Genomic DNA, 25,086 nt, shown 5'->3' with positions numbered 1-25,086 from the left:
GCTGGCCTCAGGGCAGGTCATGGCTGTTGTAGAAGGCGCCGAGGACTTTGACCAGGTGCGCCAGGTCCTGGCTGCCGGCCAGTTCGCGAATCGAGTGCATGGCGAAGGTCGGCAGGCCGATATCCACCGTGCGCACGCCAAGACGGCTGGCGGTGATCGGGCCGATGGTCGAGCCGCAGCCCATGTCGCTGCGGGTCACGAAACTCTGCACCGGCACTTCGTTTTCCAGACACAGGTGACGGAAGAACCCGGCGGTTTCGCTGTTGGTGGCGTAACGCTGGTTGCTGTTGATCTTGATCACCGGCCCGGCGTTGAGTTTGGGGCCGTGGTTGCCGTCGTGCTTGCTCTCGTAGTTCGGGTGCACGCCGTGGGCGTTGTCGGCGGATACCAGCAGCGAGCGCTGGATGGCGCGCACGAAACCATCACCGTCCGGCAGCACCCGGCGCAGCACCTGTTCCAGCATCGGGCCGTCGGCACCGCAGGCCGAGCAGGAGCCGACTTCCTCGTGGTCGGTGCACACCAGTACGCAGGTCTCTTCGTCGCTGGCGTCCAGCAGGGCCTGCAGACCGGCGTAGCAGGACAGCAGGTTGTCCAGGCGTGCACCGGCGATGAAGTCCTGATTGAGGCCGACTACCGCGGCGCTCTGGGTGTCGTAGAAGCTCAGCTCGTAATCGAGCACCGCATCGGCGTTGAAGTCGTGTTCCATGGCCAGCTGTTCGCTGAGCAGGGCGCGGAAGTCAGCGCTTTCACTGCTTGCCAGCTGGGCGAGGATCGGCGGCAGTTCGTTCTGCGCATTGATCGCCCAGCCCTGGTTGGCCTCGCGGTTGAGGTGGATGGCCAGGCTGGGGATCACCGCGATGGGCTGGTAGAAATCGATCAGGTCGCTTTCCACCTTGCCATCACGGCGGTAGGTCACCCGGCCGGCCAGGGACAGGTCACGGTCGAACCAGGGCGCGAGCAGGGCGCCGCCGTAGACTTCCACGCCGAGCTGGAAGAAGCCCTGGCGCTGCAGTTCGGGGTTCGGCTTCACGCGCAGGCAAGGGCTGTCGGTGTGGGCGCCAACCAGGCGGATGCCACCCTCGACAGGCGAACGATGGCCCAGCTTGAAGGCGATGATCGAGGAATCGTTGCGGGTCACGTAGTAGCGGCCACCGGCTTCGGTCTGCCAGGGCGCGCGTTCGTCGAGTTGACGATAACCGGCCGCTTCCAGGCGCATGGCCAGGCTGGCGGTAGCGTGAAAGGGGGTGGGTGAGGCGTTGAGGAAGTCGATCAGGCCTTGGTTCAGTTCTTCGCGCATGGGGCACTCCGGACGGCAATGCGCCGAGTTTATCGGATTTGCCCGCGCGCCTGTTGACGTTTCAGAGGTGGCGGCACGCGCAGGGCGAGGTAGCCGAGCAGGCGCCGTGGCCGTGTCGACGACGCGCGAGGCCAGCCGCTCCGGCAGACCGGTGTCGAGCGAAGCGATGCCCCCCAGCGGCGGTTGGCAACATGCCGATGAGCAGGCGCCCGCAATCGACCCTGTGCAGCGCCGCGTTCAGCGACAGGCTACGAACGGTGGTGCGGAGCTGAACGCTTCAGGCCGCGATCGCCACCAGGCTGAGCAGATGGCTGTCCACCCGGGTATGAACCCCATCGAGTTGGCTGCCGGCTGGCCAGTCGGCAGCCAGGTCGACCAGCAGGCGCAGGCGTGCGGTGCCGGCGGCGGGATCGAGGGCCAGCAGCTCGGCATCGTGGAAGTAGAAGTGCTTGAGTACCAACGGGTAAAGGGCCTTGAACAGGCTTTCCTTGAGCGAGAAGGTCAGGCTGATGCGCAGGGCGCGCTGTTCATCGGATAGCCCGGCCAGGCGTTGCAACTCTTGCGCGGTGAGGATTTCTGCGGCCAGGCCCTCGGCGCGGGCGCTGTTCAACGGTTGCTCGGCGTCCAGGCCGAGGCCGCGCCATCGCCCGCGCGGGGCGACGATGGCCGCGGCCCAGCCATGGCTGTGGGTGATCGAGCCACTGACCCCGGCGGGCCACTGCGGCGCGCGATCCGCCCCCACGGCCGGTACGCTGGCGATCCCGGTCACCCGGCGCAGGGCCTCGCGGGCGCAAAGGCGTCCGGCCAGGTGCTCGGCCTGGCGTTTGGCGACGCCACGCACGGGAGGCACGCCGCTGCGCTGGAAGTCGATGTCGGCCAGCTGCGCCGGGTCGAAGTGGGTGCTGATCAGTAGCGCTTCCGGCAGGGCATGGAAAAACGGCCACTGATCGTTCAGGCGACTGCAGAAGGGCGGTGTGAGGGGCTCGTTCATGGCCGGCATTCTGCCGTGCCGTCGATCACCTTGCCAGTCGGGTTCCGTGCACCGGATGTCGATGCTGGCCGGCGGTCGTTTCAGGCCGGTGCGTGCGCAGCGCTGGACCCTGGCCTCACCGCCATAACGGCGAATCGCCCAGTGCCTCTGCGGTTTTCCGCAGCCGGCGACGAAAACGTAGCGGTCGCCGGGTTGTTCAGGCTGTGTTCAGCGAGGGTTCAGGCCCGGTTCAGTCGACCCCGGGCAGGATGGTGCCCGAGTTCCTAACCGATCCATCGCAACCCACTGCCATTCGAGAGGCATCTCCATGAACACGACGCTTACCAAGCTGGCTCTGGCGACTTCCCTGGTGTTCGGCGCCACGACCGCAGCCCACGCCGACAGCAACTTCGCTGGCCTGACCTGGGGCCACACCAGCAACAACATCCAGAAGTCTTCGGCGCTGAACGCCAACCTGGGCAACCCGAATTTCGATAGCGTGATCAACAGCACCAGCACCTGGGGCATCCGTGCCGGCCAGCAGAACGAGGCGGGTCGTTACTACGCCACCTACGAATACATCTCCGGCAGCAACAACGGCCTCAAGCTGCGCCAGCAGAACCTGCTCGGCAGCTACGACGCCTTCCTGCCACTGAACGACAATGGCACCAAGCTGTTTGGTGGCGGTACCCTGGGCCTGGTCAAGCTGGAGCAGAACAGCCCAGGTGTCTCCCGTGACAGCAATGTCGGGTATGCTGCCGGGCTACAGGCCGGCCTGCTGCAGGACGTCAATGAGAACACCTCGATCGAGGGCGGCTACCGTTACCTGCGTACCAACGCCAGCACCGAGTTCGCCCCGCACGACCAGGGCAAGGTCGGCTCCCTCGATTTGCATAGCAGCGGTCAGTGGTATCTGGGTGCCAACTACAAGTTCTAATTAGGTTCTACGCGTTCCTATCGAGCGGCACCGCCGCCCGATACGGGCCTGTAACCACCGCAGCAGGCTTGAAGCGGCAGGTTGAAGCCAAATCGTGCACCATTGCTTCTGACTTGCCGCTTGCCGCTTGAGGCTTGCGGCTTTGCGCTTATGTTGGAGGGCATGCAACGATGAAATTGCTGGTCGTGGAGGATGAGGCGCTGCTGCGTCATCATCTGTATACCCGACTTGGCGAGCAGGGCCACGTGGTGGACGCCGTCGCCAACGCCGAAGAGGCGTTGTATCGCGTCGACGAGTACCACCATGATCTGGCCGTGGTCGATCTCGGCCTGCCGGGTATCAGCGGTCTGGATCTGATTCGCCAGCTGCGCAGCCGCGACAAGACCTTTCCCATTCTCATCCTCACTGCCCGTGGCAACTGGCAGGATAAGGTCGAGGGCTTGGCCTCGGGGGCCGATGACTACGTGGTCAAGCCGTTCCAGTTCGAAGAGCTGGAAGCGCGCCTCAACGCGCTGCTGCGCCGTTCTTCCGGGTTCATCCAGTCGACCATCGAGGCCGGCCCATTGCTGCTCGACATGAACCGCAAGCAGGCATCGATCGACGGTGCCGGCATGGGCCTGACCGCCTACGAATACCGCATTCTCGAATACCTGATGCGCCACCATCAGCAGGTGGTGCCCAAGGAACGCCTGATCGAGCAACTGTATCCCGATGACGAAGCACGCGACCCCAACGTGATCGAAGTGCTGGTCGGCCGCCTGCGCCGCAAGCTGGAAAGCAGCAACGGCTTCAGGCCCATCGAAACGGTGCGTGGCCAGGGCTACCTGTTCACCGAGCGCTGCCGGTGACGCCAGGCTGGAGACGCTTGCGAGGCCGCTGGGTTTCTTCCCTGCGCCTGCGCCTGATGTTCGCCAGCACGGTATTGGCGGTGCTGTTCATGCTGGCGCTGCTGCCAGCCCTGCGCGGTGCCTTCCTGATCGCTCTGGAAACCTCGGTCGAGAAACGCCTGGCCGCCGATGCGGGGGCGCTGATTTCTGCGGCGCGCACCGATGACGGCAAGCTGAAGATGCCAGACAAGCTACCGGACGAGGAATTCGACATTCCCGATGCTCAGTTGCTGGGCTTCATCTATGACCGTAACGGGCATCTGGTCTGGCAGTCGCGCTCGGCACGGGATATCTCCGTGTCCTACATGCCGCATTACGACGGCCGCGGTGACGAGTTGTTGCGTGTCACCGACCGGCAGGGCCGCGAGTTCTACATCTACGACGTGGAAATCAAACTGCTGCGTGGCGAGAGCGCGGCCTTCAGCATCGTCACCATGCAGCCCGCCAGCGACACCCAGGCCCTCTACAACGATTTCATGACGCAGCTCTACCTGTGGCTCGGTGGCGCCCTGTTGCTGCTGCTGAGCCTGCTGTGGTTCGGCCTGACCTGGGGCTTTCGCAGCCTGCGCGGCCTGCGTGCCGAACTCGATGAAGTGGAGGGCGGCACGCGCGAACGGCTCAGCGATGACCATCCCCGGGAACTGCTGCGCCTGACCGGCTCGCTGAACCGTTTGCTCGATAGCGAGCGGCAGCAGCGCGAGCGCTACCGCCATTCCCTGGACGACCTGGCGCACAGCCTGAAGACCCCGTTGTCGGTGCTGCAGGGGGCGGCCGAGGTGATTGCCGCGCAGCCGCAGAATCGCGAGCAATCGCGCATCCTGCAGGGGCAGATCGAGCGCATGAGCCAACAGATCGGTTATCAGTTGCAGCGTGCCAGCCTGCGCAAGAGCGGCCTGGTGCGTCACCGGGTGGCCCTGGCGGGGGTGGTGGACAACCTCTGCGAGGCGCTCGACAAGGTCTACCGCGACAAGCAGGTCACCGTGCTGCGACAGTTCGAACCCTGGCTGGAAATCCCCATGGAGCGCGCGGCGCTGCTCGAATTGCTCGGCAACCTGCTGGAAAACGCCTACCGCCTGTGCCTGGGACGGGTGCGCATCACCGCCAGCCTTCAGGCGGGCGCCTGCCTGCTCTGTGTCGAAGACGACGGTCCTGGCGTGCCGGTCGATCAGCGCGAGCGCATTCTGCGCCGCGGTGAGCGCCTCGATGGCCAGCACGCCGGGCAGGGCATTGGCACCGCGGTGGTCAAGGACATCATCGAGAGCTACGAGGGCGAGCTGTTCCTCGACGAATCGGAGCTGGGCGGAGCGGCATTCCGCGTTCGCCTCTGAGTGGCCGATTCGGCGTAGGGGGGAATCCGCCACGCCGGGCGGGCAGCCGTGCGGAAAACCGCCAATGGCCGGTTTTGCTCCCCTTGCATTCGCGGGCAATAGCTCTGCAATCAAAGGCTTATCCTGACTTTAGGCTTTCTGGCATGGGAATTGCTTCTTGTGCAGCAAGGCCGCGCTGAGCGCGCCTATAACAAATCCCTCCAGGTCAGGAGGGTTGGCGCCTAAACAAGAAAGGTGGTGCGGACGTCGCTGGATGTCATTGCCGCGCCCATGAGGATTCACCATGACTGCCACAACGAACGACGTTGTCCGTCAACCGTTCTACAAAATGCTCTATGTCCAGGTGCTGTTCGCCATCACCGTGGGCATCCTCCTCGGTCACTTCTACCCGGAAACCGGTGTTGCCCTCAAACCGCTCGGCGATGGTTTCGTCAAGCTGATCAAGATGGTCATCGCCCCCATCATCTTCTGTACCGTGGTCAGCGGCATCGCCGGTATGCAGGACATGAAGGCCGTCGGCAAGACCGGTGGCTATGCGCTGCTGTATTTCGAGATCGTATCCACCATCGCGCTGATCATCGGCCTGGTCGTGGTCAACGTGGTGCAGCCGGGCGTCGGCATGCACGTCGATCCGAACACCCTGGATGCCAGCAAGATCGCGGCCTATGCCCAGGCGGGCGAAGCGCAGAGCACCATCGGCTTCCTGCTCAACGTGATCCCGGCAACCGTGGTCGGCGCTTTCGCCAACGGTGACATCCTCCAGGTGCTGTTCTTCTCGGTGATCTTCGCCTTCGCCCTGCAGCGCATGGGCGAGTTCGGTCGTCCGGTGCTCGAGTTCATCGATCGCATCGCCCACGTGATGTTCGGCATCATCAACATGATCATGAAGCTCGCGCCCATCGGTGCCTTCGGTGCCATGGCCTTCACCATCGGTCAGTACGGTGTCGGCTCGTTGGTGCAGCTCGGCCAGCTGATGATCTGCTTCTACATCACCTGCGTGTTCTTCGTGCTCGTGGTGCTCGGCAGCATCGCCCGTGCCCACGGTTTCAGCGTACTGCGCCTGATCCGCTACATCCGTGAAGAACTGATGATCGTGCTCGGCACCTCGTCGTCCGAGTCGGCCCTGCCGCGCATGCTGACCAAGATGGAAAGGCTCGGCGCCAACAAGTCGGTCGTCGGCCTGGTGATCCCTACCGGTTACTCCTTCAACCTTGACGGCACCTCGATCTACCTGACCATGGCAGCGGTATTCATCGCCCAGGCCACCGATACGCCGATGGACATCACCCACCAGATCACCCTGCTGCTGGTGTTGCTGGTCGCTTCCAAAGGTGCCGCGGGCGTTACCGGCAGCGGCTTCATCGTCCTCGCCGCCACGCTGTCGGCCGTCGGTCACCTGCCGGTCGCCGGCCTGGCGCTGATCCTGGGTATCGACCGCTTCATGTCCGAAGCCCGCGCCCTGACCAACCTGATCGGCAACGGCGTGGCCACCATCGTGGTCGCCAAGTGGTGCAAGGAGCTGGACGAAGACACCCTGCAGCGCGAGCTGGCTTCCGGTGGTCGTCCGGACATTGTGAGCCTGCCTGGCGACCCCGCTGGCAAGGCTTCCTGATCGCAGCTGTCGTCGACCTTCCCGGCTAGGGGAAGGTCATCTGGCCCGCCCTCGTGGCGGGCTTTTTCATGGGTGGCGAAAAGCGTGCGACCGCGCTGGGCGGGTTTCCGTGAACATGTCGCTAGCCACCACGCGCATCAACCGGCGGCGCGAGAAGCCGGCCCGAAGCGGTCAGGAAAACGACTGTCGCCACTCGACCTGCAAGGTTTTGCGCACCGGCAAGCTGCCTGGCGAGAGGTTGCCGACCCCAGGGCGTGCGCATGGGCCACTTTGCTCTGCGACCCGGCGTATCGCCTGGATACCTCGTGTGGCGCTTTATGGCCGGACGCTGCCGGGACGGCCGATGTCGATCAGCCGTAGCCGCAGTGGGCCGGGGTGCAGGGGGCTGGGAAGAGGCCGCTCATGCTGCTGGTCTGCCTGCAGGGCCAGAACGTTGCGCTGTGCGAACGGATTTCAGGGGGGGAGCGGGGGGAGCTATCGGCAATCTCACGGCCCCACGGGCGGGATGGCGGCCACCAAAAATCCCTGCTCCCGCGACGATGGCGTGTATGAGCCGGCCGCCGACTGTGCCGCGACCGGTGGGGCGCCGGGCGCGGCCGTGCTGAAACGTCGACAGAGCCTAGACCAGCTTGAAGCGGTGTACCGTTTGTTCGAGCCCGACCGACAGGCGCGCCAGCTCGTTGCTGGCCTGAAGCGTCTGTTCGGTGCCCTCGCCACTCTGTACCGAGAGGTCGCGGATGCTGGTGAGGTTACGATCTACCTCGCGGGCCACGTAGGCCTGCTCTTCCGAGGCAGTGGCGATCTGCGTGTTGCGTTCCTCGATCAGTGTGACGGCGGCCATGATGTCCTTGAGCGCCTGGCCGGCGGCCTGAGCCAACTGGTAGGTCTCGTTGGCCTGCACGTTGCTGGCTTGCATCGCGCCCACCGCGCCGGCAGTACCGGACTGGATGGCGCTGATCATCTTTTCGATCTCCTGGGTGGAGGACTGGGTGCGGTGGGCCAGGGCGCGAACCTCGTCGGCCACCACGGCGAACCCGCGACCCTGCTCACCCGCCCGGGCAGCCTCGATGGCCGCGTTGAGGGCCAGCAGGTTGGTCTGTTCAGCGATGGCGCCGATCACGCCGAGCACCTTGGCGATATCCTGGGCCTGGGCGGCGAGTCCCTGTACCTGCTCCGAGGTGGTGCCCACCTGGGTGGTGAGACGTTGCATGGCGCTGAGGGTCTCGCTGACCTTCTGGTTGCCGGAGTTGGCGGCCACGCTGGACTGACGGGCCGACTCCGAGGTGGAGGTGGCGTTGCGGGCCACTTCCTCCACGGCTGCGCTCATCTGGTTGACCGCAGTGGCAGCCTGGTCGATCTCGTTGTTCTGCTGCTGCAGGGTACGGCTGGAGGCATCGGTCACGGCGGTCATCTGCACCGCCGCGGCGCTGAGCTGGGCCGAGGAGCCGGCGATCTCCTGGATGGTATGGCGCAGGTTGCCTTGCATCTGGCTGAGTGCCGTGGCCAGGTCGGTGTTCTCGTCCTTGCCGGTGATGGAGATGCTGTTGGTCAGGTTGCCCTCGGCGATGCTGCTGGCCAGGCGCAGGGATTCGCCGATGGGCTGCACGATGCTGCGGGTCAGGCGCCAGGCCAGGAGGATGGTCGAGCACAGCGAAATCACCACGATGACCAGCATGACCATCAGGCTGTGCTCGTAGATGCTGCTCGCCTCGTTGCCGGCACTGAGCACGCCATTGGCGTTGTGCTCGCGCAGGGCGGTCAGCTTGTCCTGGTAGGCCTGGGCACGCATGCGCTGGTCGCCATCGGCGAATGCCACCGCCTGATCACGGTTGCTCTGGCTCAGTGACATGAGGTTCTCGAGCCCGTCCAGGTAGCTCTTCATCAGCCCGGCCGCTTCCTCGAAGCTGGCGCGCTCCAGCGCGTCGGACAGCAGGTGGGTGCGGTAGAACTCGGTACGTTCGTTCATGACGTCGCGGTACTGCTGCATCTGCGAGAGCGTTTCCTTGATCGCCGCCGGATCGGTGGTGGTCAGCAGGCGTATGCTCTCCAGCCGGGTGTGCAGCAGGGCGATCTGGATCGCATCGGAAGTCTGGATGCTGGGCAGCCAGTCGCTTTCCATGCTCTGCTCGGTGGCCCTGAGCGCCTTGATCTGTATGAAGCCGAAGCTACTGACCAGGAGCACGAACAGCGTGATGATGCTGAAGCAGAGAACGGCGCGAGGGGCAATACGCATTGAACGCAGGTTCATGACAGGCTCCAGGTTTGATAGGTGTAGTGCAGGTCAATATGAGTTAAGCAGTTCATCTGCCGAGTTCATCAGAACTTGAAGAAAACTTGCTGCCATTGGCAAGGCGTTCTGCGTGGAGAGCGACGCCAGCCGTGAAGTCGCCCGGCGCGGGTGACTGCCGTGGCCGGCCGGCATGGTCGCGGCGTTGGCCCGTGGCACTGCCCATCGTGCCATCGCTGAGCGTATCCTTGCGGGCTTGGCGAACCCAGCACGGCGGCGCGGACACTGGCTGGCAGGCTGGCGTCCGGAATCGGCCGGGCGTTGCTGGCGCCCTGTATCGATCAGGAACGGATGAATGGATTTACGACAACTCGAGGCATTCGCTGCGGTGATGTCTGCCGGTAGCGTGACCGGGGCAGGGCAGATGCTGGGGCGCTCGCAGCCGGCGGTCACCCGCTCGATTCAGGAACTGGAGCAGGAACTGGGCTTCCCGCTGTTCGAGCGCAGCGGGCCCAAGGTCACGCCGACCCACCGCGCCTTCAGCCTGTATGCCGAAGTCGAGAGTGCCCTGAGCGGGGTGCGCAACGTCAAGCAGCGCGCGGTGGCGATCAGTCAGCAAGACAATCACCACCTGCGTCTGGTGGCGACCTCGGCACTGGCCACGGGGCTGTTGCCGGCTGCGTTGGCGCGCCTGCCGGAAGGGCTGCGGCCGCAACAGTTGCAGTTGCAGAGCCTGGCACCGGAGAAGGCGATCGAGGCAGTGCTGGCCAATACCGTGGACCTGGGCCTGGTAAGCCTGCCGCTGGAGCACCGTGGCCTGACCGTGCACTGGATTGGCGAGGCGCCCTGCGTCGCGGTTCTGGCCAGTGATTCGCCGCTGGCTGCCGAGCAAAGCCTGAGCCTGACGCAACTGGCCGAGCAGGTGCTGATCAGCATCGCCAACCCCTACCGGTTCCGCCGGCGCATCAACCATGCTTTCGCCGAGCAGCAACTCGAGCCGCGGCAGATCCTCGAAACCAATACCTCGTTGAACGCCATGCAGATGGCCCGCGTGGGGCTCGGTGTGGCGCTGGCCGATCCGGTGACGGCCTATGGCGTTGCGCTGCAGGGCGTGGCGGTGCGCCCTATCGCACTGGATATTCCGTTCTTCTTCGGTCTGATTTCCCCTTACGCCAGCCCACTCTCCGAAGTGGCTCAAGCCCTGGTGGCGAGCCTGGCGGACGAGGCGCGGCACATGCTTCCGGGAATGCGCATGCATGCACCCACCGAGCACGATGCGCTGCTGCAGCGTGTCTATGCGCCCTAAATCCCCCTCCGCCTGATCTCCCGCGCCGTCAGGGCGCGGCTGCTCCTTCGCTGTCCTGCATCACCCGCCTGACGCACCCCTCGCGTTTCTGCATCGCTTGCCCGAAAGGGGAAGTGTCGTGCCAGCTCGCATATTCTTTAAAGGTATATAAATAGTTAAATAATTTATTTTAAGGAATAAAATGCAGGGCTTATCATCCGTTTTATGGATTCAAAGGCTTATTGAATTAATAAAACGCATCAATAAGCCTGTCATCACGGCCAGTCACTGGTCAGCCCTTTCACGCGGAAATCCAGCCGGCCTCGGCACATCGCCGCAACACCTTTCCTACCAATGGCGATTTACCGGGGAGTACCGCAATGTCATGCAAACCATCCGTCAACGCGAATCATCGACGTCGCCTGGCGCGCAGCCCGCTGAGCCTGGCCATCGGCCTGTGCCTGGCGCCGCTTGCCGGCCAGTCGATGGCGCAGGAAGTCGCTGCCGGAGCCGATGAGCCGGTGCTGCAGACCGTTATTTCGGTGGGCAACCGCGGCACTCAGCGTACCGTGGCGGACAGCCCGGTGCCGGTCGATGTGCTGGATGCCAGAGCCCTTGAGAAGCAGGGCGCCAGTGCCTTGCGTGACGTGCTCTCTAACCTGCTGCCGTCCTTCCACGTGGCCAAGGTCACCGGTGGCGCCTACAGCAACGTGGCGCGCTCCGCTGGCCTGCGCGGGTTGGGTGGCGGTTACGTTCTGGTGCTGGTCAACGGCAAGCGCCGCCACGCCAACGCGGTGTCTTCGGAAGGCTCGGGGCTGCAGGAAGGCTGGAACGCCGCGGATCTGGATTCGATTCCCATGGCCGCCGTCGACCGGGTCGAGGTGCTGCGCGATGGTGCGGCGGCTCAGTACGGTTCCGACGCCGTGGCCGGGGTGATCAACATCATCCTCAAGTCCGACAGCAGTGGCGGCAGTGCCACCACCACGGCGGGGCGTCGCTCCCATTACGCCAGCGGCGTCGGCTCCAACGGTGAAACCTATCAGCAGAGCCTCAACTACGGCCTGGGCCTGCCCAACGAGGGCTTTCTGAATCTGACCCTGGACTGGAAGAACCAGGACAGCACCAAGCGCTCGGCGCCTGCCACCGGCAGCTTCTATTACCCGGTCAATGGCCAGCCCGACCCGCGGGAAAACACCGTGGAGCGTCGTTCCTATGGCGGCGGCCTGCCGGAGATCGAGCAACTGAACCTGTCCTACAACGCCGAGCTGCCGCTGAGCGACGATCTGCGTCTGTACTCCTTCAGCACCTATACCAAGCAGGATGCCCTGGTCTCCATCGGTTTCCGCCGGCCCAACTCGAACACCGTGCTCACCGAGCTGTACCCGGATGGCATCGCCCCTGACTTCGAGTTCGACACCCGCGACTTCCACACCACCTGGGGGATCAAGGGCGAGGAGCTGGCGGGCTGGAACTGGGACCTGAGCACCACCTACGGTGAAAACACCCAGCGCATGGACTCCAGCAACAACCTCAACCCCTCGCTGGGGCCGGATAGCCCCACCGAGTTCTACCTGCAGAACAACGAACTGAGCCAGTGGGTCACCAACCTGGATTTCAACCGCCACGTCGATATCGGCCTGGCCAATCCGCTGAACTTCGCCACTGGATTGGAGTACCGCGAGGATCACTACGTTACCGAGTCCGGTGATGAAGCCTCCTATGTCAATGGCCGTTACGTGTTTCCGGTCGGCCACCCGCGTGCCGGGCAGGAAGCGGCCATCGGCGCACTGGGTAACTACCTGCTGCTGCCCGAGGATGAAGCCAACCTGCGTCGCAGCACCTCGGCCGCCTACGTGGACCTGGGCCTGGACGTCACCGATAAATGGTACGTCGGCGCCGCAGGTCGCTACGAGCGCTATACCGACAGCGCTGGCAGCACCTGGAACGGCAAGCTCGCTACACGTTATGCCTTCACCCCGGCGTTCGCGGTGCGCGGTGCGATCAATACCGGTTTCGTGGCGCCCTCGCTCACCCAGCAGGGCTATGCCAAGACCGGCCTGGGCCGCCGCACCGTGGGTAACGAAACGGTGGACATCATGATCAAGCGCGTCCAGGCCGACTCCGCCATCGGCCGCGCCCTGGGCGCCGAAGAACTGACCCCGGTGAAGTCCACCAGTTACTCCCTGGGCCTGACCTGGACGCCGATCACCGATCTCAACCTGGCAGCGGATGCCTATGTGATCGACCTCGAGGACCGCATCGCCCTGATCAGCCCGCTGCAAGGCGCGGCAGTGGACGCGATTCTCGATGCCAATGGCTTCGGTCACGTGCAGCAGGTGCAGTACTACGCCAATGCCTTCGACACCCGTACCAAGGGTCTCGATCTGGTCGCCGACTACACCCAGCGTCTGGCCCGGTACGGCCGTCTGCGCTGGACCGTGGCGGCCAACTGGAACGACACCCGCATCACCGACATGGCGCCCAATCCTGCGCAGCTGCAAGGCCTTGGCCTGTCGCGCTTCCAGCGTACCGAGATCGGCAGCGTCACCGACTCCAAGCCGAGGAGCAAATACATCCTAGGGGTGAACTGGCAGGTCGGCGATTTCGATATCGGCCTGCGCAACACCCGCTACGGCAAGGTCAAGCTGCTCGGCACCGGCACCACGGTGGATCAGGAATTCAGCGCCAAGTGGATCACCGATGTGGACGCCACCTACAGCCTGACCGACAACGTGCGCGTCACCCTCGGTGCGGAGAACCTGTTCGACGTGTACCCGGACAAGCACACCGTCAATGACGTTTCGGGCGGCTCCTACTACTCGACCATCTCGCCGTTCGGCTCCTACGGCGCTTACTACTACACCCGCCTGAGCATCGACTTCTGACCCGTCGATGAGCCGGCCTCGTGCCGCAGCCGGTGAACGCCGGCTGCGGCTTTGCACTTCAACCGTGAGTATGTTCATGACCAGCAACGCCAGTGCCCCCATCGGTTTGCCCGCCCTCGAAGCACGACTGCGCCAGGACCTGCAATGGCTCGATCTGCCGGCCAAGGCCTGGGCCAAACCGCGTTTTCAGGATGGCGAGGCGTTGATCGATGTCGCCATCGTGGGCGGCGGCATGGCGGGGCTGGCGCTGGCGACCGAGCTGCGCCACCTGGGTGTGACCGTGGTGGTGCTGGACAAGGCCGAGGAGGGCTTCGAGGGGCCCTGGGCGACCACTGCACGGATGGAAACCCTGCGTTCGCCCAAGCAGCTCACCGGGCCGGCGCTGGGTTTGCCCGCGCTGACCTTTCGCGCCTGGTTCGAGGCGCAGTTCGGCATCGCCGCCTGGGAGCGACTCGACAAGATTGCGCGTCTGCAATGGGCCGATTACTTGCGCTGGTACCGTCGCGTGGTCGGGCTCGACGTGCGCAACGGGCAACGGGTGGTGGCCGTGCAGCCCCAGGCCGAAGGCTGGGTACGTCTGCGCGTCGACGGCCCGCAGGGCGAGCACGCGGTGTCCGCCAGGCATGTGGTGCTGGCCACCGGCCGCGATGGCCTGGGTGGCCCCTGGGTGCCGCCGCTGGCCGAGCGACTGCCCCGCGAGCGCTGGGCGCATTCGGCCGATGGCTTGCAGGCCGAATGGTTCGTCGGCAAGCGTGTGGCGGTGGTCGGTGGCGGCGCCTCGGCCATGGACGCGGCAGCCACCGCGCTGGAGGCGGGGGCGCAGCGGGTCGATCTGCTGATTCGCCGTGAACAGCTGCCACGCATCAACCGCGGCAAGGGCGCCGGCAGCCCGGGCATGACCCATGGCTACTGGCGCCTGAGCGACCAGTGGAAGTGGCGCATCCGCCACTACCTCGACAGCCAGCAGGTTCCGCCGCCCCAGGGCAGTACACTGCGGGTGGCGCGTCACGCCAATGCACGCTTCCTGCTCGGCCGCAGCATCGAGTCGATCAGCCGCAACGCCGACGGCAGCCTGCGTGCGCGCCTGCCCGATGGCCAGGTGGATTACGACTTCCTGGTGTTCGCCACCGGCTTCAGCAACGACATGCGCCAGCGTGCCGAGTTCGCCAGTCTGGCGCCCCATGTGCGTACCTGGGCGCAGCGTTTCGCCGAGCAGCGCATCGCCCAGGAACCGGGCGCACAGGCGCAGCTGAGCGAACTGCCCGATCTTGGCCTGGCCTTCGAGTTTCAGCAGGCGCAGCCCGGCAGTTGCCCCGGCCTGGAGCAGGTGCACTGCTTCTGCTACCCGGCGGCGCTCAGCTACGGCGGTGTATCCGGGGACATTCCGGCGATCAGCGACGGTGCCAAGCGCCTGGCCCAGGCCCTGGCCGGCGCGCTGTTCGTCGAAGATATCGACCAGCACTTCGCCGCCATGCAGGACTACGCCGAGCCCGAGTTGCGGGGTGACGAGTGGCAGCCCGGCGAACTGACCGGCGAGGAGCGCGAGCGATGACCGCCTGGCTTATCCGTCGACTGCTGCAGTCGCTGCTGGTGCTGCTGTTGATGAGCCTGCTGGTGTTCATTGGCCTGCAGGCGGTCGGCAACCCGGTGGACATTCTGGTCAGTGAAGACCTCAACCAGCAGGAGCGCCTGCAGGCCATTGCCCGGCTGGGCCTCGATCAGCCACTGGCCATGCAGTATCTGGGGTTCCTGCGCGGTGCTCTGGAGGGCTCGCTGGGCGTCAGCTACGTCTACCATCAGGATGCCCTGCAACTGATCTTCCAGCGTCTGCCGGCGACCCTCGAGCTGGCGGTGGTGGCGCTGACCATGGCGGTGCTGATCGGCGTGCCCCTTGGCCTGTTCGCCGGCCTGCACCCGGACAACCCGGTGGCGCGCCTGATCATGGCCGGCAGCATCATCGGCTTTTCCCTGCCGTCCTTCTGGGTGGCGTTGCTGCTGATCATGCTGTTCGCCGTGCACCTGGGCTGGCTGCCGGCCAGCGGCCGTGGCGAAACCGCCGAGTGGCTGGGCGTGCAATGGTCCTGGCTGACCCTCGATGGCTGGCGCCACCTGCTGTTGCCGGCTTGCAACCTGGCGCTGTTCAAGGTCGCGCTGGTGTTGCGCCTGACCCGTGCCGGCGTGCGCGAAGTGGTGCAGCAGGACTTCGTCAAGTTCGCCCGCGCCAAGGGCCTGGCGCCGCACCGGGTGATTCGCATGCACGTGCTGCGCAACACCCTGATCCCGCTGGTCACCGTGCTTGGCCTGGAACTCGGCTCGACCATCGCCTACGCGGTGGTCACCGAAAGCATCTTCGCCTGGCCCGGTGCCGGCAAGCTGATCCTCGACAGCATCAACTCCCTGGACCGCCCCGTGGTGCTGGCCTACCTGATGGTCGTGGTGGTGATCTTCGTCAGCCTCAACCTGCTGGTCGATGTGCTCTATCGAGTACTCGACCCCCGTGTGCGCCTGGCCGGAGGTGAGCAATGATCACCGCCCATTCCCCCTGGCGTCAGTTGCTCGCCGACTTCATCAGATCGCCCCTGGCGGTGCTCGGTGTGCTCGGTTTGCTGCTGGTCGGCCTGAGCGCCGTGCTGGCGCCCTGGATCACCCCGCAGAACCCCTATGACCTGATGCAATTGGACGTTCTCGACGCGCGCCTGGCCCCGGGCAGCGAGAGCATGGCGGCTGGCTACACCTACTGGCTGGGCACCGATGGGCAGGGCCGCGATCTCTATTCGGCCATCGTCTACGGCCTGCGCATCAGCCTGCTGGTGGGCATCGGCTCGGCGCTGATCGCTGCCTGCATCGGCACCCTGATCGGCCTGCTGGCTGCCTACCGCAGTGGTTGGGTGGATGCCGCGCTGATGCGTCTGGTCGATCTGCTGCTGTCCTTTCCCGGCATCCTCATGGCCCTGATGATCCTCGCCTGGCTGGGCAAGGGCGTGGGTAACGTGGTGCTTACCCTGGTGCTGCTCGAGTGGGCCTATTACGCCCGCGCCGCCCGCGGCCAGGCGCTGGTCGAGCGGCGCCGCGAGTACGTCGAGTCGGCGCGGGGGCAGGGGCTGGGGTCGTTGCGCATCATGCTCGGTCACATTCTGCCCAACTGCCTGCCGCCGCTGATCGTCATCGCCACCTTGCAGATCGCCCGCGCCATCACCCTGGAGGCGACCCTGTCGTTCCTCGGCCTGGGCGTGCCGGTCACCGAGCCATCGCTCGGCCTGCTGATCGCCAACGGCTTCCAGTACATGATGGGCGAGGCGTACTGGATCAGCCTGTTTCCCGGTCTGGCACTGCTGGTGACCATCGTCTCGATCAATCTGGTCGGCGATCAGTTGCGCGACCAGCTCAACCCGAGGTCGCAGCGATGACGCCGACCCTTGAAATCCGCCACCTGACCACCGTCTTCGACAGCCGTGGCGGGCCGTTGCCGGCGGTTCGCGATCTGTCTCTGCAACTGGCGCCGGGGCGCATTCTCGGCCTGGTGGGCGAGTCCGGTTCGGGCAAGTCGGTCACCGGCTTTTCCATCCTCGGCCTGGTGGATGCGCCGGGGCGCATCGCCAGCGGTGAGATCCTCTTCCAGGGCCAGGACCTGCGTCGCCTGAAGCCCGGGCAGTTGCGCGCCCTGCAAGGCAACCGCCTGGCGATGATCTTCCAGGACCCGATGATGACCCTCAATCCGGTGCTGCGCGTCGACACGCAGATGATCGAGGCGGTCCAGGCCCATCGTCGGGTCAGCCACGACGCAGCCCGCCGCCACTGTGCCGAAACCCTGGCGCTGATGGGCATCGCCAGCCCCGATGAGCGTCTGCGGGTCTACCCCCACCAGTTGTCCGGCGGCATGCGCCAGCGCATCGCGATCGCCATCGCCCTGTTGCACGGGCCGGATCTGCTGATCGCCGACGAGCCGACCACCGCGCTCGACGTGACCATCCAGGCGCAGATCCTCAGCGAAGTGCAGAAGCTGGTGCGCCGGCAGGGCAGTTCACTGATCTGGATCACCCACGATCTCTCGGTGGTCGCCGGGCTGGCCGACGACGTGGCGGTGATGTACGCCGGGCGCATCGTCGAGCAGGGGCCGGTCGACCAGGTGCTGGACCACCCCCAGCACCCCTACACCCAGGGCCTGATCGCCAGCCTGCCGAGCCGCAACCGGCGCGGCCAGCGGCTGCAGCAGATTCCCGGCATGGCGCCTAGCCTGGCGGCCTTGCCAACAGGCTGCGCCTTCGCGGCGCGTTGCCCACGGGTCAGCGCCCTGTGCGTCGCCGAGCCCGCCAGCCAACTGATGGACGAGAACCATCGGGTGCGCTGTTTCCACCCTGGAGGTGAGCATGAGTGAAGCCCTGGTGCAGCTGACCCAGGTCAGCAAGGTATTCGGCCCGCCGCCAGCGGGAGCGGTGGGGCGCCTGAGCGAGCGCCTGGGGCTGAGCAAGCCGGCGCAGCGCACCCGGGCGGTGAGCGGTGTCGACCTGCGCATCGAGCGTGGCGAGGTGGTCGGTCTGGTCGGCGAGTCGGGGTGTGGCAAGTCCACCCTGGGCCGCCTGGTCGCCGGTCTGCTGGAGCCGACTGCCGGCCAGGTCGAGGTGCAGGGCCAGCAACTGCACGTGCTGGACGAGCGGGCACGGCGTGCGGCGCGGCTGCGTATCCAGATGATCTTTCAGGATCCGTACGCCAGCCTCAACCCGCGCCTGCGGGTCGACCGCATCGTCGGCGAGGGCGCGCGCCTGCATGGCCTGACCGACTCGGCGGGTTTCGATGACTACGTCAGCGCCCAGTTGCAGCGTGCCGGCCTCGACCCGCAGATGCGCCGCCGCTACCCCCATCAGTTCAGCGGTGGCCAGCGCCAGCGCATCGGCATCGCCCGGGCCCTGGCGGTACAGCCGGAGTTGCTGGTCTGCGACGAATCGGTGGCGGCGCTGGACGTGTCGATCCAGGCACAGATCCTCAACCTGTTCATGGACCTGCGCGAGCAACTGGGCCTGACCTACCTGTTCATCAGCCACGATCTCGGCGTGGTCGAGCACCTCTGCGACCGCGTGCTGGTGATGTACCTCGGCCGGGTGGTGGAAAGCGCCACGGTCGACGAGCTGTTCGAACATGCCAACCACCCCTATACCCAGGCCCTGCTGGCGCAGATCCCGCGTTTCGACCTGCGTCGCAGCCAGTACCAGCCCATCCGTGGAGAAATGCCCAGCCCGTTGAACCCACCTGGCGGCTGCCATTTCCATCCGCGTTGCCCGCACGCCACGGCACGTTGCCGCGAGCAGGCGCCGGCCTTGCGCGAGATCGCGCCGGGCCACCTCAGCGCTTGCCACCTCAACCCTTGAACCTCAGGAAGCTGCCATGAAACTCAACCTTCTGCCGCTGTTGACCGTTGCCTTGCTTGGCGCCGCTGGCGCGCAGGCCGAGACGTTGCGCATCGGCTATGCCGACCCCGTATCGAGCCTCGACCCGCAACTCAACAACTACGCGGGCGATCGTTCGATTGCCCTGCACGTATTCGGCTCGCTGCTGGAGCGGCGCGACAGCGAAATCCTTCCCGGCCTGGCCGAAAGCTGGAAGGTCATCGACCCGCTGACCTGGGAGTTCAAGCTGCGCCAGGACGTCAAATGGCAGGACGGCACCCCGTTCACCGCCGACGACGTGGTGTTCTCGCTGGAGCGCGCACCCAAGGTACCGGGCAGCCTGTCGTCCTATTCCGCCGGCCTGCGCACCGTCGCGTCGGCCAAGGCCATCGACGCCCACACCCTGCGGGTGACCACCTCGGTGCCCAACCCCAATCTGCTGCCCAATATCGACTCGATCTACCTGGTCAGCCGCAAGACCGGTTCGCTGTCGAGCAGCGATGATTACAACAGCGGCAAGGCCATGGTCGGCACCGGCCCGTATCGCTTCGTCTCCCATGTGCCGGGGGATCGCACCCTGTTCGAGCGCAACCCGAGCTACTGGGGCACGCCCGCTCATTGGGACAAGGTCGACTACCGCTACATCGCCAACCCGGCCGCGCGCACCGCAGCCCTGTTGGCCGGTGACGTGGACGTGATCGACAAGGTCTCGCCAGCCGACGTGGCGCGCCTGAGCAACAGCGACAAGGTCAGCCTGTACGCCTATCCGGGGCTGCGTGCCCTGTTGGTGCAGCCGAGCCTGCGTGCCGGCAGCCACGAATTCATCCGTGGCAACGACGGCAAGCCGCTTGCCGAAAACCCCCTGCGTGATCCGCGCGTGCGACGTGCGCTGTCGGTCGCGATCAACCGCAAGGGCATCACCGAACGCATCCTGCAGGGCACTGCCAGCGTGGCCAACCAGTGGATGCCGGCCGGTACCTTCGGCTACAACACGCAGATTCAGGACATCCCCTACGATGCCGCCCAGGCCAAGGCGCTGCTCGCCGAAGCCGGCTACCCTGAAGGCTTCCAGCTCACCGTGCACGTGCCCGGTGACCGCTACCCGCTGGCGCCCGAGTCGATGCAGGCCGTGGCGCAGTTCTGGTCGCGCATCGGCGTCAAGGTGCAGCTGGAAGTGGTGCCATGGGCGGTCTACGCCAGCCGCGCCAACAAGAACGAATACGCCGTCAGCGTCATTGCCTGGGGCAACGGCACCGGCGAGGCCAGCTACGGCCTGATCAACGTGCTCGCCACCCCGGATGCGTCCAGGGGCCTGGGCGGTTCCAACTGGGGCCACTACAGCAACGCCAAGGTCGACCAGGCACTGGCCGAAGCCACCGAAGAGTTCGATGACAGCCGTCGCGCCGCGATCCTCAGCGATGCCGCCCAGGTGGTCAGCGACGACGTGGGCATCATCCCGCTGTTCCATTACCAGAACATCTGGGCCGCCCGCAAAGGCCTCAAGGTCGAGCCGCTGGTCAGCGACCGCACCGCAGCGCAGATGGTCAGCGAGGTAAAGTGATGACGGGTGTGCCACGTATCCAGGTCAGCCCGCAGGATGGCCTGCTCGACGAGCCACGGCATATCCGCCTGCACGGGCTGCAGCCATTCGAGCGGGTCGAGCTGAGCAGCGAGACACGGCGTGGCGCGGTGTCCTGGCAGGCCAGGGCGGTCTTCGTCGCCAATGCCGAAGGTGAGGTCGACCTGCTGCGTGATGCACCCGTGGATGGCGATTATCGAGACGTCAGCGGCCTTGGCCTGCTCTGGTCGCAGCGCCCCGTGGGAGCCGCCTCGGCGCAGCCGTTCAACGATTCGGTGGCCCAGCCGCTGGTCACCCAGCTGACCCTGACAGCCTCGGTGGGCCAGGCGCATGCGCAGTTCACCCAGCGGCTGATGGCCGCCGGTGTGACGCGCCGGGAAGTACGCGCAGGGCGTCTGGTCGGCACCCTGTTCCTGCCCGCAGGGCAGAGGCCGCACCCGGCGGTGATGGTGCTCAACGGTTCCGGTGGCGGTATCAACGAGCCCCGTGCGGCCCTCTATGCCTCACGCGGCTACGCGGCCTTCGCACTGGCCTACTTCAAGGCACCGGGGCTGTCGGACTACATCTCCAACACGCCACTGGAGTACTTCCTCGAAGGCCTCGACTGGCTGCGGCAGGAGGTGCGTCCCGAGGGCGACTTCGTCGCGCTCAGCGGGCAATCCCGTGGCGGAGAGCTGGTGCTGTTGCTGGGCAGCCTGTTCCCCGACAAGGTCAATGCGGTGATCGGCTACGTGCCCGGTGCACTGGTGCACGGTGGCCAGGCTGCCGCCGACCCTGCGGTGGGCCGTGACGGCCCGGCCTGGCTGTATCAGGGCAAGCCGCTGGTGCACCTGTGGAACGATAACCGCCATGGCAACTGGAACGACCGCGACGCCGGCCGCCGCAACGCGCTGTCCATCGCCACCGCGCTGCAGGATGACGACGCGGTGCGCAAGGCGCGCATCCCCGTGGAGAACATCCGCGGCCCGGTGATCATGCTCACCGCCGGTGATGACGCCGCCTGGCCGTCGAGCCGCTACGGGCGCATGGTCGAGGCCAGCCTCGCGGCCGCCGAACATCCCTGGCCGGTGCAGCGGCTGGACTACCCCGAGGCCGGGCACAGCATTGTGCTGCCGTTCATTCCCGCGACCTATGCCCTCGACGGCCACCCATTGGCCAACGCCGAAGCCAACCGTCACTCCTGGCAGGCGGTAAGGGCCTTTCTCGATACCGCCGTGTCGCAGCATCTACAGAAGGTACAACCATGAACAACCAGGTAACCGGCACCCCAGTGGATGTCGTCGACGCTGTCGCTGGTGTGGCAGGAGGCAGCGTGCTGCATGGCGTACGCCACGCCCGTCACAAGGTGGTCGCAGCTACTCAGGGCAGCTACGACGCACTGTTCGCCAGCAACCTGCAGAGTAGCCTGACGCTACCGGAGCGGCTGTTGCTGGCCCTGTATGCCAGTCAGCTGAGCGCCCAGCCGGCGTTGGTCAGCCACTATCGGCAACGCTTGCATGCCGAGTCGCTGCCCAGCGAATGGCCGCCGCTGCTCGATCCAGTCAAGCCCGAGGCGTTCGCCTCGCAGCGCCTGCACGTGCTGCTGGCGTTCACTCGGCGGTTGACCGTGAAGCCCGTGGAGGGCGATCGCGAGGCCTTGCAGAGCCTGCAGTCTGCCGATCTGGATACACCCTCGGCGGTGGTGCTGGCCCAGCTCCTGGCGTTCATCTCCTATCAGGTACGGCTGATCGCCGGCCTGGCAGCCATTGCCCAGCCACACGATCCGGCCACTGCCGAACCGGCGCCGCCTGGCGAACGCGAGCCGGGTGCGCAGAGCGGGGCGTTCATCGACATCCAGGGCTTCACCAATCGCACCCTGGGCTGGCGCTCCTGGCTGGACATCCTCGAACTGGAGCGGGCCAATCCCGAACAACTGGCCGTGCTGGAAGAGAGCCACCCCAAGGCCAAGGTGTCGGAGTACTACCTGACCCTGATCCACCAGCCAGGGATACTGCGGCAGCGCTCGCTGGCCTTCAACGCCATCATGTACGCCCCGGGCGGCTTGCCGCGTGCCGAGCGGGAACTGGCCAGCGCCGTGGTTTCGCGCATCAACCAGTGCGTGTACTGCGCCTCGGTGCATGCCCAGCGCTATGCACAGCTGGCCAAGCGCGACGCGATCATCCGCGAAGTCTTCAACGATCCCCACAGCGCCGGGCAGACGCCGCGTGAGCGGGCCATCGTGCGCCTGGCCATCGACCTGACCTTGCAGCCCGGCAGTTTCAGCACCGGGCACCTGGTCGCCGCCCGCCAGGCCGGGCTCGGCGAGGGCGAGCTGCTCGACCTGATCCACGCCGTGGCGATCTTCGCCTGGGCCAACCGCCTGATGCTCAATCTGGGCGAGCCGATCTGGCCGGAAACGTCGAGCGCAGTCTGAGGTCGTGAGCCGGGCGCTTGCAGGAGCGTGGCAAATGCCGTCCTTGCAGGCGCGTCGCACTGGGCTCGAGCGCTTTCTTTTCACGGTTGACGCGGTATGGCGGGGTGATCGACATGCGAAGCCGCGTTGTATGGGGGACGGCGACCTGAGCGGGATTTGAAGCCTCCGGCCTGGACTTCTTATTGGCTAAGACCAGAAGCCGCGTCTCGGCGATGCTTCTTGCTGGCTACTGTGGATCGTAGTGTGTAGAAAACGGCACCAGGCGCATGCTCTCCAGCTCCACTAGCGCGATCAGCAGTTCGGCAGGCGACCGTGGTTCATCCAGATCGACGCCGGTTTTTCTCGCCACCTGCTCGATCACATCGTCCCTCTGTAGACCAAGCTTTTGGGCCACCAGCAGAGCGCATGAGCGTGCGTGGGAGGCGCGATGCGAGAGGGGGGATCTTTCATCCAACAGTTTTCGCCTATGTGAATTGAAGGACATTTAATTTCTTCCATTTAGAGTTCGGTGTTCGGTTCTGGCCGAAAGCAGTGCTCGGTGCCCGGCCATTGCCGGTCTTTCCCGGAGATTGAATCGCGGCCAGGTTCTTCGGCTCGCAAGCTGTTGGTCAGGTGCGTGCTGAGCACTCCGATCGGGCCCCACAAGCTGAACTGGGGTGGAAACCTGCGAAGCGCTCCCCGGTAGCCTCAATGCACGCTATCTGACGGATGATTTTGAATCCCCCTGATTACTGCGCATTTAGTCGCTGAAGCAAAAGAGCTTTCAGAGTCAGCGCGCTGGCCATATCCAGACACTCCTGGATCCGCGCAGGTAGTCGCGTTGAGCACGCGCCTCCGTTCTCCAAAGGCATACGGCGCCCTCCGGGATATCCTGAAGGCGATTATTCGTTGTGTGTTATCGAAGCGCACGAGGGTGCCATGAATGATGATGGGCGCCCCATGAAATCATCGGCCTGCCGCTTGGGCGCGCACGTGAATTCATCACCCGGGTCGCACATGAGTTGGAGTCGAGCCCGGCACATCAGGTCATTCCACATCTCAGGGCTGTTTACTCAAGACTCGCTGCCCTCTGCAAGTGCTGCTCCCTGCCCGTGATCCGGAACGTGCCCCATTGGGTTTTCACCTCTGGGCCAAGCGACCATAATGGCGCCTGCTTTTCCACTCAACGTGTCTGCCGCCATCGTGCTGCAGCGCCACTCTGCAAGGGACGCTCATGAGCTTTTTCCGGAAGCTGCTAGGACTCTCGCCCAAACCCGCTACCCAGGTAGAAGCCCCCGTTTCGCAAACGGCGCAAACGCCTGACAGCGATAACGCCTTCGAAGCCGCCAACCAGGCTGCCCGGGAGGCCAGTGCCGACTGTCTGGATCGCCACTGGCAGTCGGTCGGCAGCGTCGAACGGGATGTGCTGGGCTACCTCATGAGCCCGAGTTTTTCCGGCGGTCCGTATTGGCCCTCCACCCGCCAGGCCTACCGCATCGTGCGCCGCGGCGACGCCATCATCCTGGCAACCGAGGGCCTCTCCGATCCGTTCGACGATGACGAGGGGCAGGGCAATGGCTTCGAGATGGAGCTGTTTCTGGAAACCGCAGATATCCCGGAGCATGCCCGCGGCAAACCGGGCGAGGTCGACCCGCTCAGGTACAGCTGGGCCTTCGAACTGATCAAGCACGTGGCAGGCACCGTGGCCGACGCAGGTGGCATCGTCGATCAGATCGAGCAGTACGGCGTGCTGTCCCTGGAGTTGCCTGGCCTGAGTCAGTCGCACCATATGGGCGAGCAGATTCCTCCTGCGTTCGTCAGCGACGACGATACCGTGGGCGTGCTCATCGGTGGCCCGGCGCCTGATTTCGCGACGCGCCTGGATGACATGCCATTGTCGCCCGTCACGCTGATGCCCGTGGTCCTGATCACCGCCGCGGAGCTCGACTACGTGCGTGCCGGCGGGGGCGCCGCCCGTGAGGATCTGGTGCAGCGCCTGCAGGCGGCCGGTGTCGGTCACCGCAGTAACCTGCAGCGCGCCAGCGTGGTGTGAGCGGGCGCGCAACTGCTGTCGGTCAGCAGCGCTGCTGTCGTGGCCGGGGGCTGGAGAGCGGGAGGAGATCAGGCATGGCGCTGGCCTCCGCTCTGGTGATCAGGTGAGCGAGGGGATGTGTAATGCCTCCGATTCGCGCATAGGGAACTGACTTTTTTGAAGGTGTGAACACCTGCTGTCCGCGGGCTGTTTTCTATTTCCTAGCGGCTGCCTCTGGCCAGTAGCTGCGACAGGCTGCTATCCGCCAAGGCGG

Annotated in this window: 19 protein-coding genes; 15 read left to right on the top strand and 4 right to left on the bottom strand. The window is 65.4% G+C overall.

The genetic code is table 11. The features are described from left to right. Positions 1–7: 7 nt before the first annotated feature. The gene (locus BLR94_RS01370; RefSeq protein ID WP_084305548.1) at positions 8–1,297 is read right to left on the bottom strand and encodes a M18 family aminopeptidase; all 1,290 of its coding nucleotides are present in this window, start codon (positions 1,295–1,297) and stop codon (positions 8–10) included. Positions 1,298–1,574: 277 nt separating this feature from the next. Further along, positions 1,575–2,297 carry a 4'-phosphopantetheinyl transferase family protein gene (locus BLR94_RS01365; RefSeq protein WP_084305546.1) on the bottom strand — a complete coding sequence of 241 codons (723 nt, stop codon included), beginning with the start codon at positions 2,295–2,297 and terminating at the stop codon, positions 1,575–1,577. A gap of 298 nt (positions 2,298–2,595) precedes the next feature. Here BLR94_RS01365 and BLR94_RS01360 point away from each other — a divergent pair, with 298 nt between their 5' ends. From BLR94_RS01360 to BLR94_RS01345, 4 genes are all read left to right on the top strand, one after another. Continuing rightward, positions 2,596–3,204 carry an outer membrane protein gene (locus BLR94_RS01360; RefSeq protein ID WP_084305544.1) on the top strand — a complete coding sequence of 203 codons (609 nt, stop codon included), beginning with the start codon at positions 2,596–2,598 and terminating at the stop codon, positions 3,202–3,204. A gap of 170 nt (positions 3,205–3,374) precedes the next feature. Then, positions 3,375–4,052 carry a response regulator gene (locus tag BLR94_RS01355; RefSeq protein WP_084305542.1) on the top strand — a complete coding sequence of 226 codons (678 nt, stop codon included), beginning with the start codon at positions 3,375–3,377 and terminating at the stop codon, positions 4,050–4,052. A 56-nt stretch (positions 4,053–4,108) separates the two neighbouring features. Beyond that, the gene (locus tag BLR94_RS01350; RefSeq protein WP_167359700.1) at positions 4,109–5,419 is read left to right on the top strand and encodes an ATP-binding protein; all 1,311 of its coding nucleotides are present in this window, start codon (positions 4,109–4,111) and stop codon (positions 5,417–5,419) included. 283 nt (positions 5,420–5,702) lie between these two features. Continuing rightward, positions 5,703–7,031 carry a dicarboxylate/amino acid:cation symporter gene (locus BLR94_RS01345; RefSeq protein WP_084305539.1) on the top strand — a complete coding sequence of 443 codons (1,329 nt, stop codon included), beginning with the start codon at positions 5,703–5,705 and terminating at the stop codon, positions 7,029–7,031. A gap of 619 nt (positions 7,032–7,650) precedes the next feature. On the opposite strand, the gene BLR94_RS01340 is transcribed toward BLR94_RS01345, so the two are convergent. Continuing rightward, complete coding sequence (locus tag BLR94_RS01340) at positions 7,651–9,279, bottom strand: methyl-accepting chemotaxis protein (protein WP_084305537.1); 1,629 nt, start codon at positions 9,277–9,279, stop codon at positions 7,651–7,653. 334 nt (positions 9,280–9,613) lie between these two features. Between BLR94_RS01340 and BLR94_RS01335 the strand changes: the two genes are divergently transcribed. The 10 genes from BLR94_RS01335 to BLR94_RS27860 all read left to right on the top strand — a co-directional run bounded on the left by BLR94_RS01335 (position 9,614) and on the right by BLR94_RS27860 (position 22,801). Continuing rightward, positions 9,614–10,564 (top strand): LysR family transcriptional regulator, encoded by a 951-nt coding sequence (locus BLR94_RS01335; RefSeq protein ID WP_084305536.1) that lies wholly within the window; start codon positions 9,614–9,616, stop codon positions 10,562–10,564. Between the two features lie 359 nt (positions 10,565–10,923). Continuing rightward, the gene (locus BLR94_RS01330; RefSeq protein ID WP_084305534.1) at positions 10,924–13,428 is read left to right on the top strand and encodes a TonB-dependent receptor plug domain-containing protein; all 2,505 of its coding nucleotides are present in this window, start codon (positions 10,924–10,926) and stop codon (positions 13,426–13,428) included. A gap of 76 nt (positions 13,429–13,504) precedes the next feature. After that, positions 13,505–14,980 (top strand): FAD-dependent oxidoreductase, encoded by a 1,476-nt coding sequence (locus tag BLR94_RS01325; protein ID WP_420492682.1) that lies wholly within the window; start codon positions 13,505–13,507, stop codon positions 14,978–14,980. Beyond that, entirely contained in the window at positions 14,977–15,954 is a 978-nt protein-coding gene (locus BLR94_RS01320) for an ABC transporter permease (RefSeq protein WP_084305530.1), read from the top strand. Before BLR94_RS01325 ends, BLR94_RS01320 begins: the two co-directional genes overlap by 4 nt. Continuing rightward, the gene (locus BLR94_RS01315) at positions 15,951–16,835 is read left to right on the top strand and encodes an ABC transporter permease (protein WP_084305528.1); all 885 of its coding nucleotides are present in this window, start codon (positions 15,951–15,953) and stop codon (positions 16,833–16,835) included. The genes BLR94_RS01320 and BLR94_RS01315 overlap by 4 nt, the downstream gene beginning before the upstream one ends. Continuing rightward, positions 16,832–17,803 carry an ABC transporter ATP-binding protein gene (locus BLR94_RS01310; RefSeq protein WP_084305526.1) on the top strand — a complete coding sequence of 324 codons (972 nt, stop codon included), beginning with the start codon at positions 16,832–16,834 and terminating at the stop codon, positions 17,801–17,803. Before BLR94_RS01315 ends, BLR94_RS01310 begins: the two co-directional genes overlap by 4 nt. Continuing rightward, a complete protein-coding gene (locus tag BLR94_RS01305; RefSeq protein WP_084305524.1) occupies positions 17,796–18,791 on the top strand; it encodes an ABC transporter ATP-binding protein in 996 nt (331 codons plus the stop codon). Before BLR94_RS01310 ends, BLR94_RS01305 begins: the two co-directional genes overlap by 8 nt. Before the next feature lie 16 nt (positions 18,792–18,807). Then, the gene (locus tag BLR94_RS01300) at positions 18,808–20,370 is read left to right on the top strand and encodes an ABC transporter substrate-binding protein (protein WP_084305522.1); all 1,563 of its coding nucleotides are present in this window, start codon (positions 18,808–18,810) and stop codon (positions 20,368–20,370) included. Beyond that, entirely contained in the window at positions 20,370–21,635 is a 1,266-nt protein-coding gene (locus tag BLR94_RS27470; RefSeq protein WP_167359696.1) for an acyl-CoA thioesterase/BAAT N-terminal domain-containing protein, read from the top strand. The genes BLR94_RS01300 and BLR94_RS27470 overlap by 1 nt, the downstream gene beginning before the upstream one ends. Before the next feature lie 578 nt (positions 21,636–22,213). Next, complete coding sequence (locus BLR94_RS27860; protein WP_244158046.1) at positions 22,214–22,801, top strand: peroxidase-related enzyme; 588 nt, start codon at positions 22,214–22,216, stop codon at positions 22,799–22,801. 226 nt (positions 22,802–23,027) lie between these two features. On the opposite strand, the gene BLR94_RS27045 is transcribed toward BLR94_RS27860, so the two are convergent. Further along, positions 23,028–23,285: a hypothetical protein gene (locus BLR94_RS27045; RefSeq protein WP_139207403.1), complete on the bottom strand. Its 258-nt coding sequence runs from the start codon at positions 23,283–23,285 to the stop codon at positions 23,028–23,030. Positions 23,286–24,014: 729 nt separating this feature from the next. Here BLR94_RS27045 and BLR94_RS01290 point away from each other — a divergent pair. After that, positions 24,015–24,833, top strand: a complete 819-nt coding sequence (locus tag BLR94_RS01290; protein WP_084305520.1) for a suppressor of fused domain protein — start codon at positions 24,015–24,017, stop codon at positions 24,831–24,833. Positions 24,834–25,086 lie beyond the last annotated feature (253 nt).

It is taken from the genome of Phytopseudomonas flavescens (assembly GCF_900100535.1).
GTDB lineage: Bacteria > Pseudomonadota > Gammaproteobacteria > Pseudomonadales > Pseudomonadaceae > Aquipseudomonas > Aquipseudomonas flavescens.
Note: the sequence above shows the minus strand (reverse complement) of the source record. Positions and strands in the feature narration are given on the sequence as shown.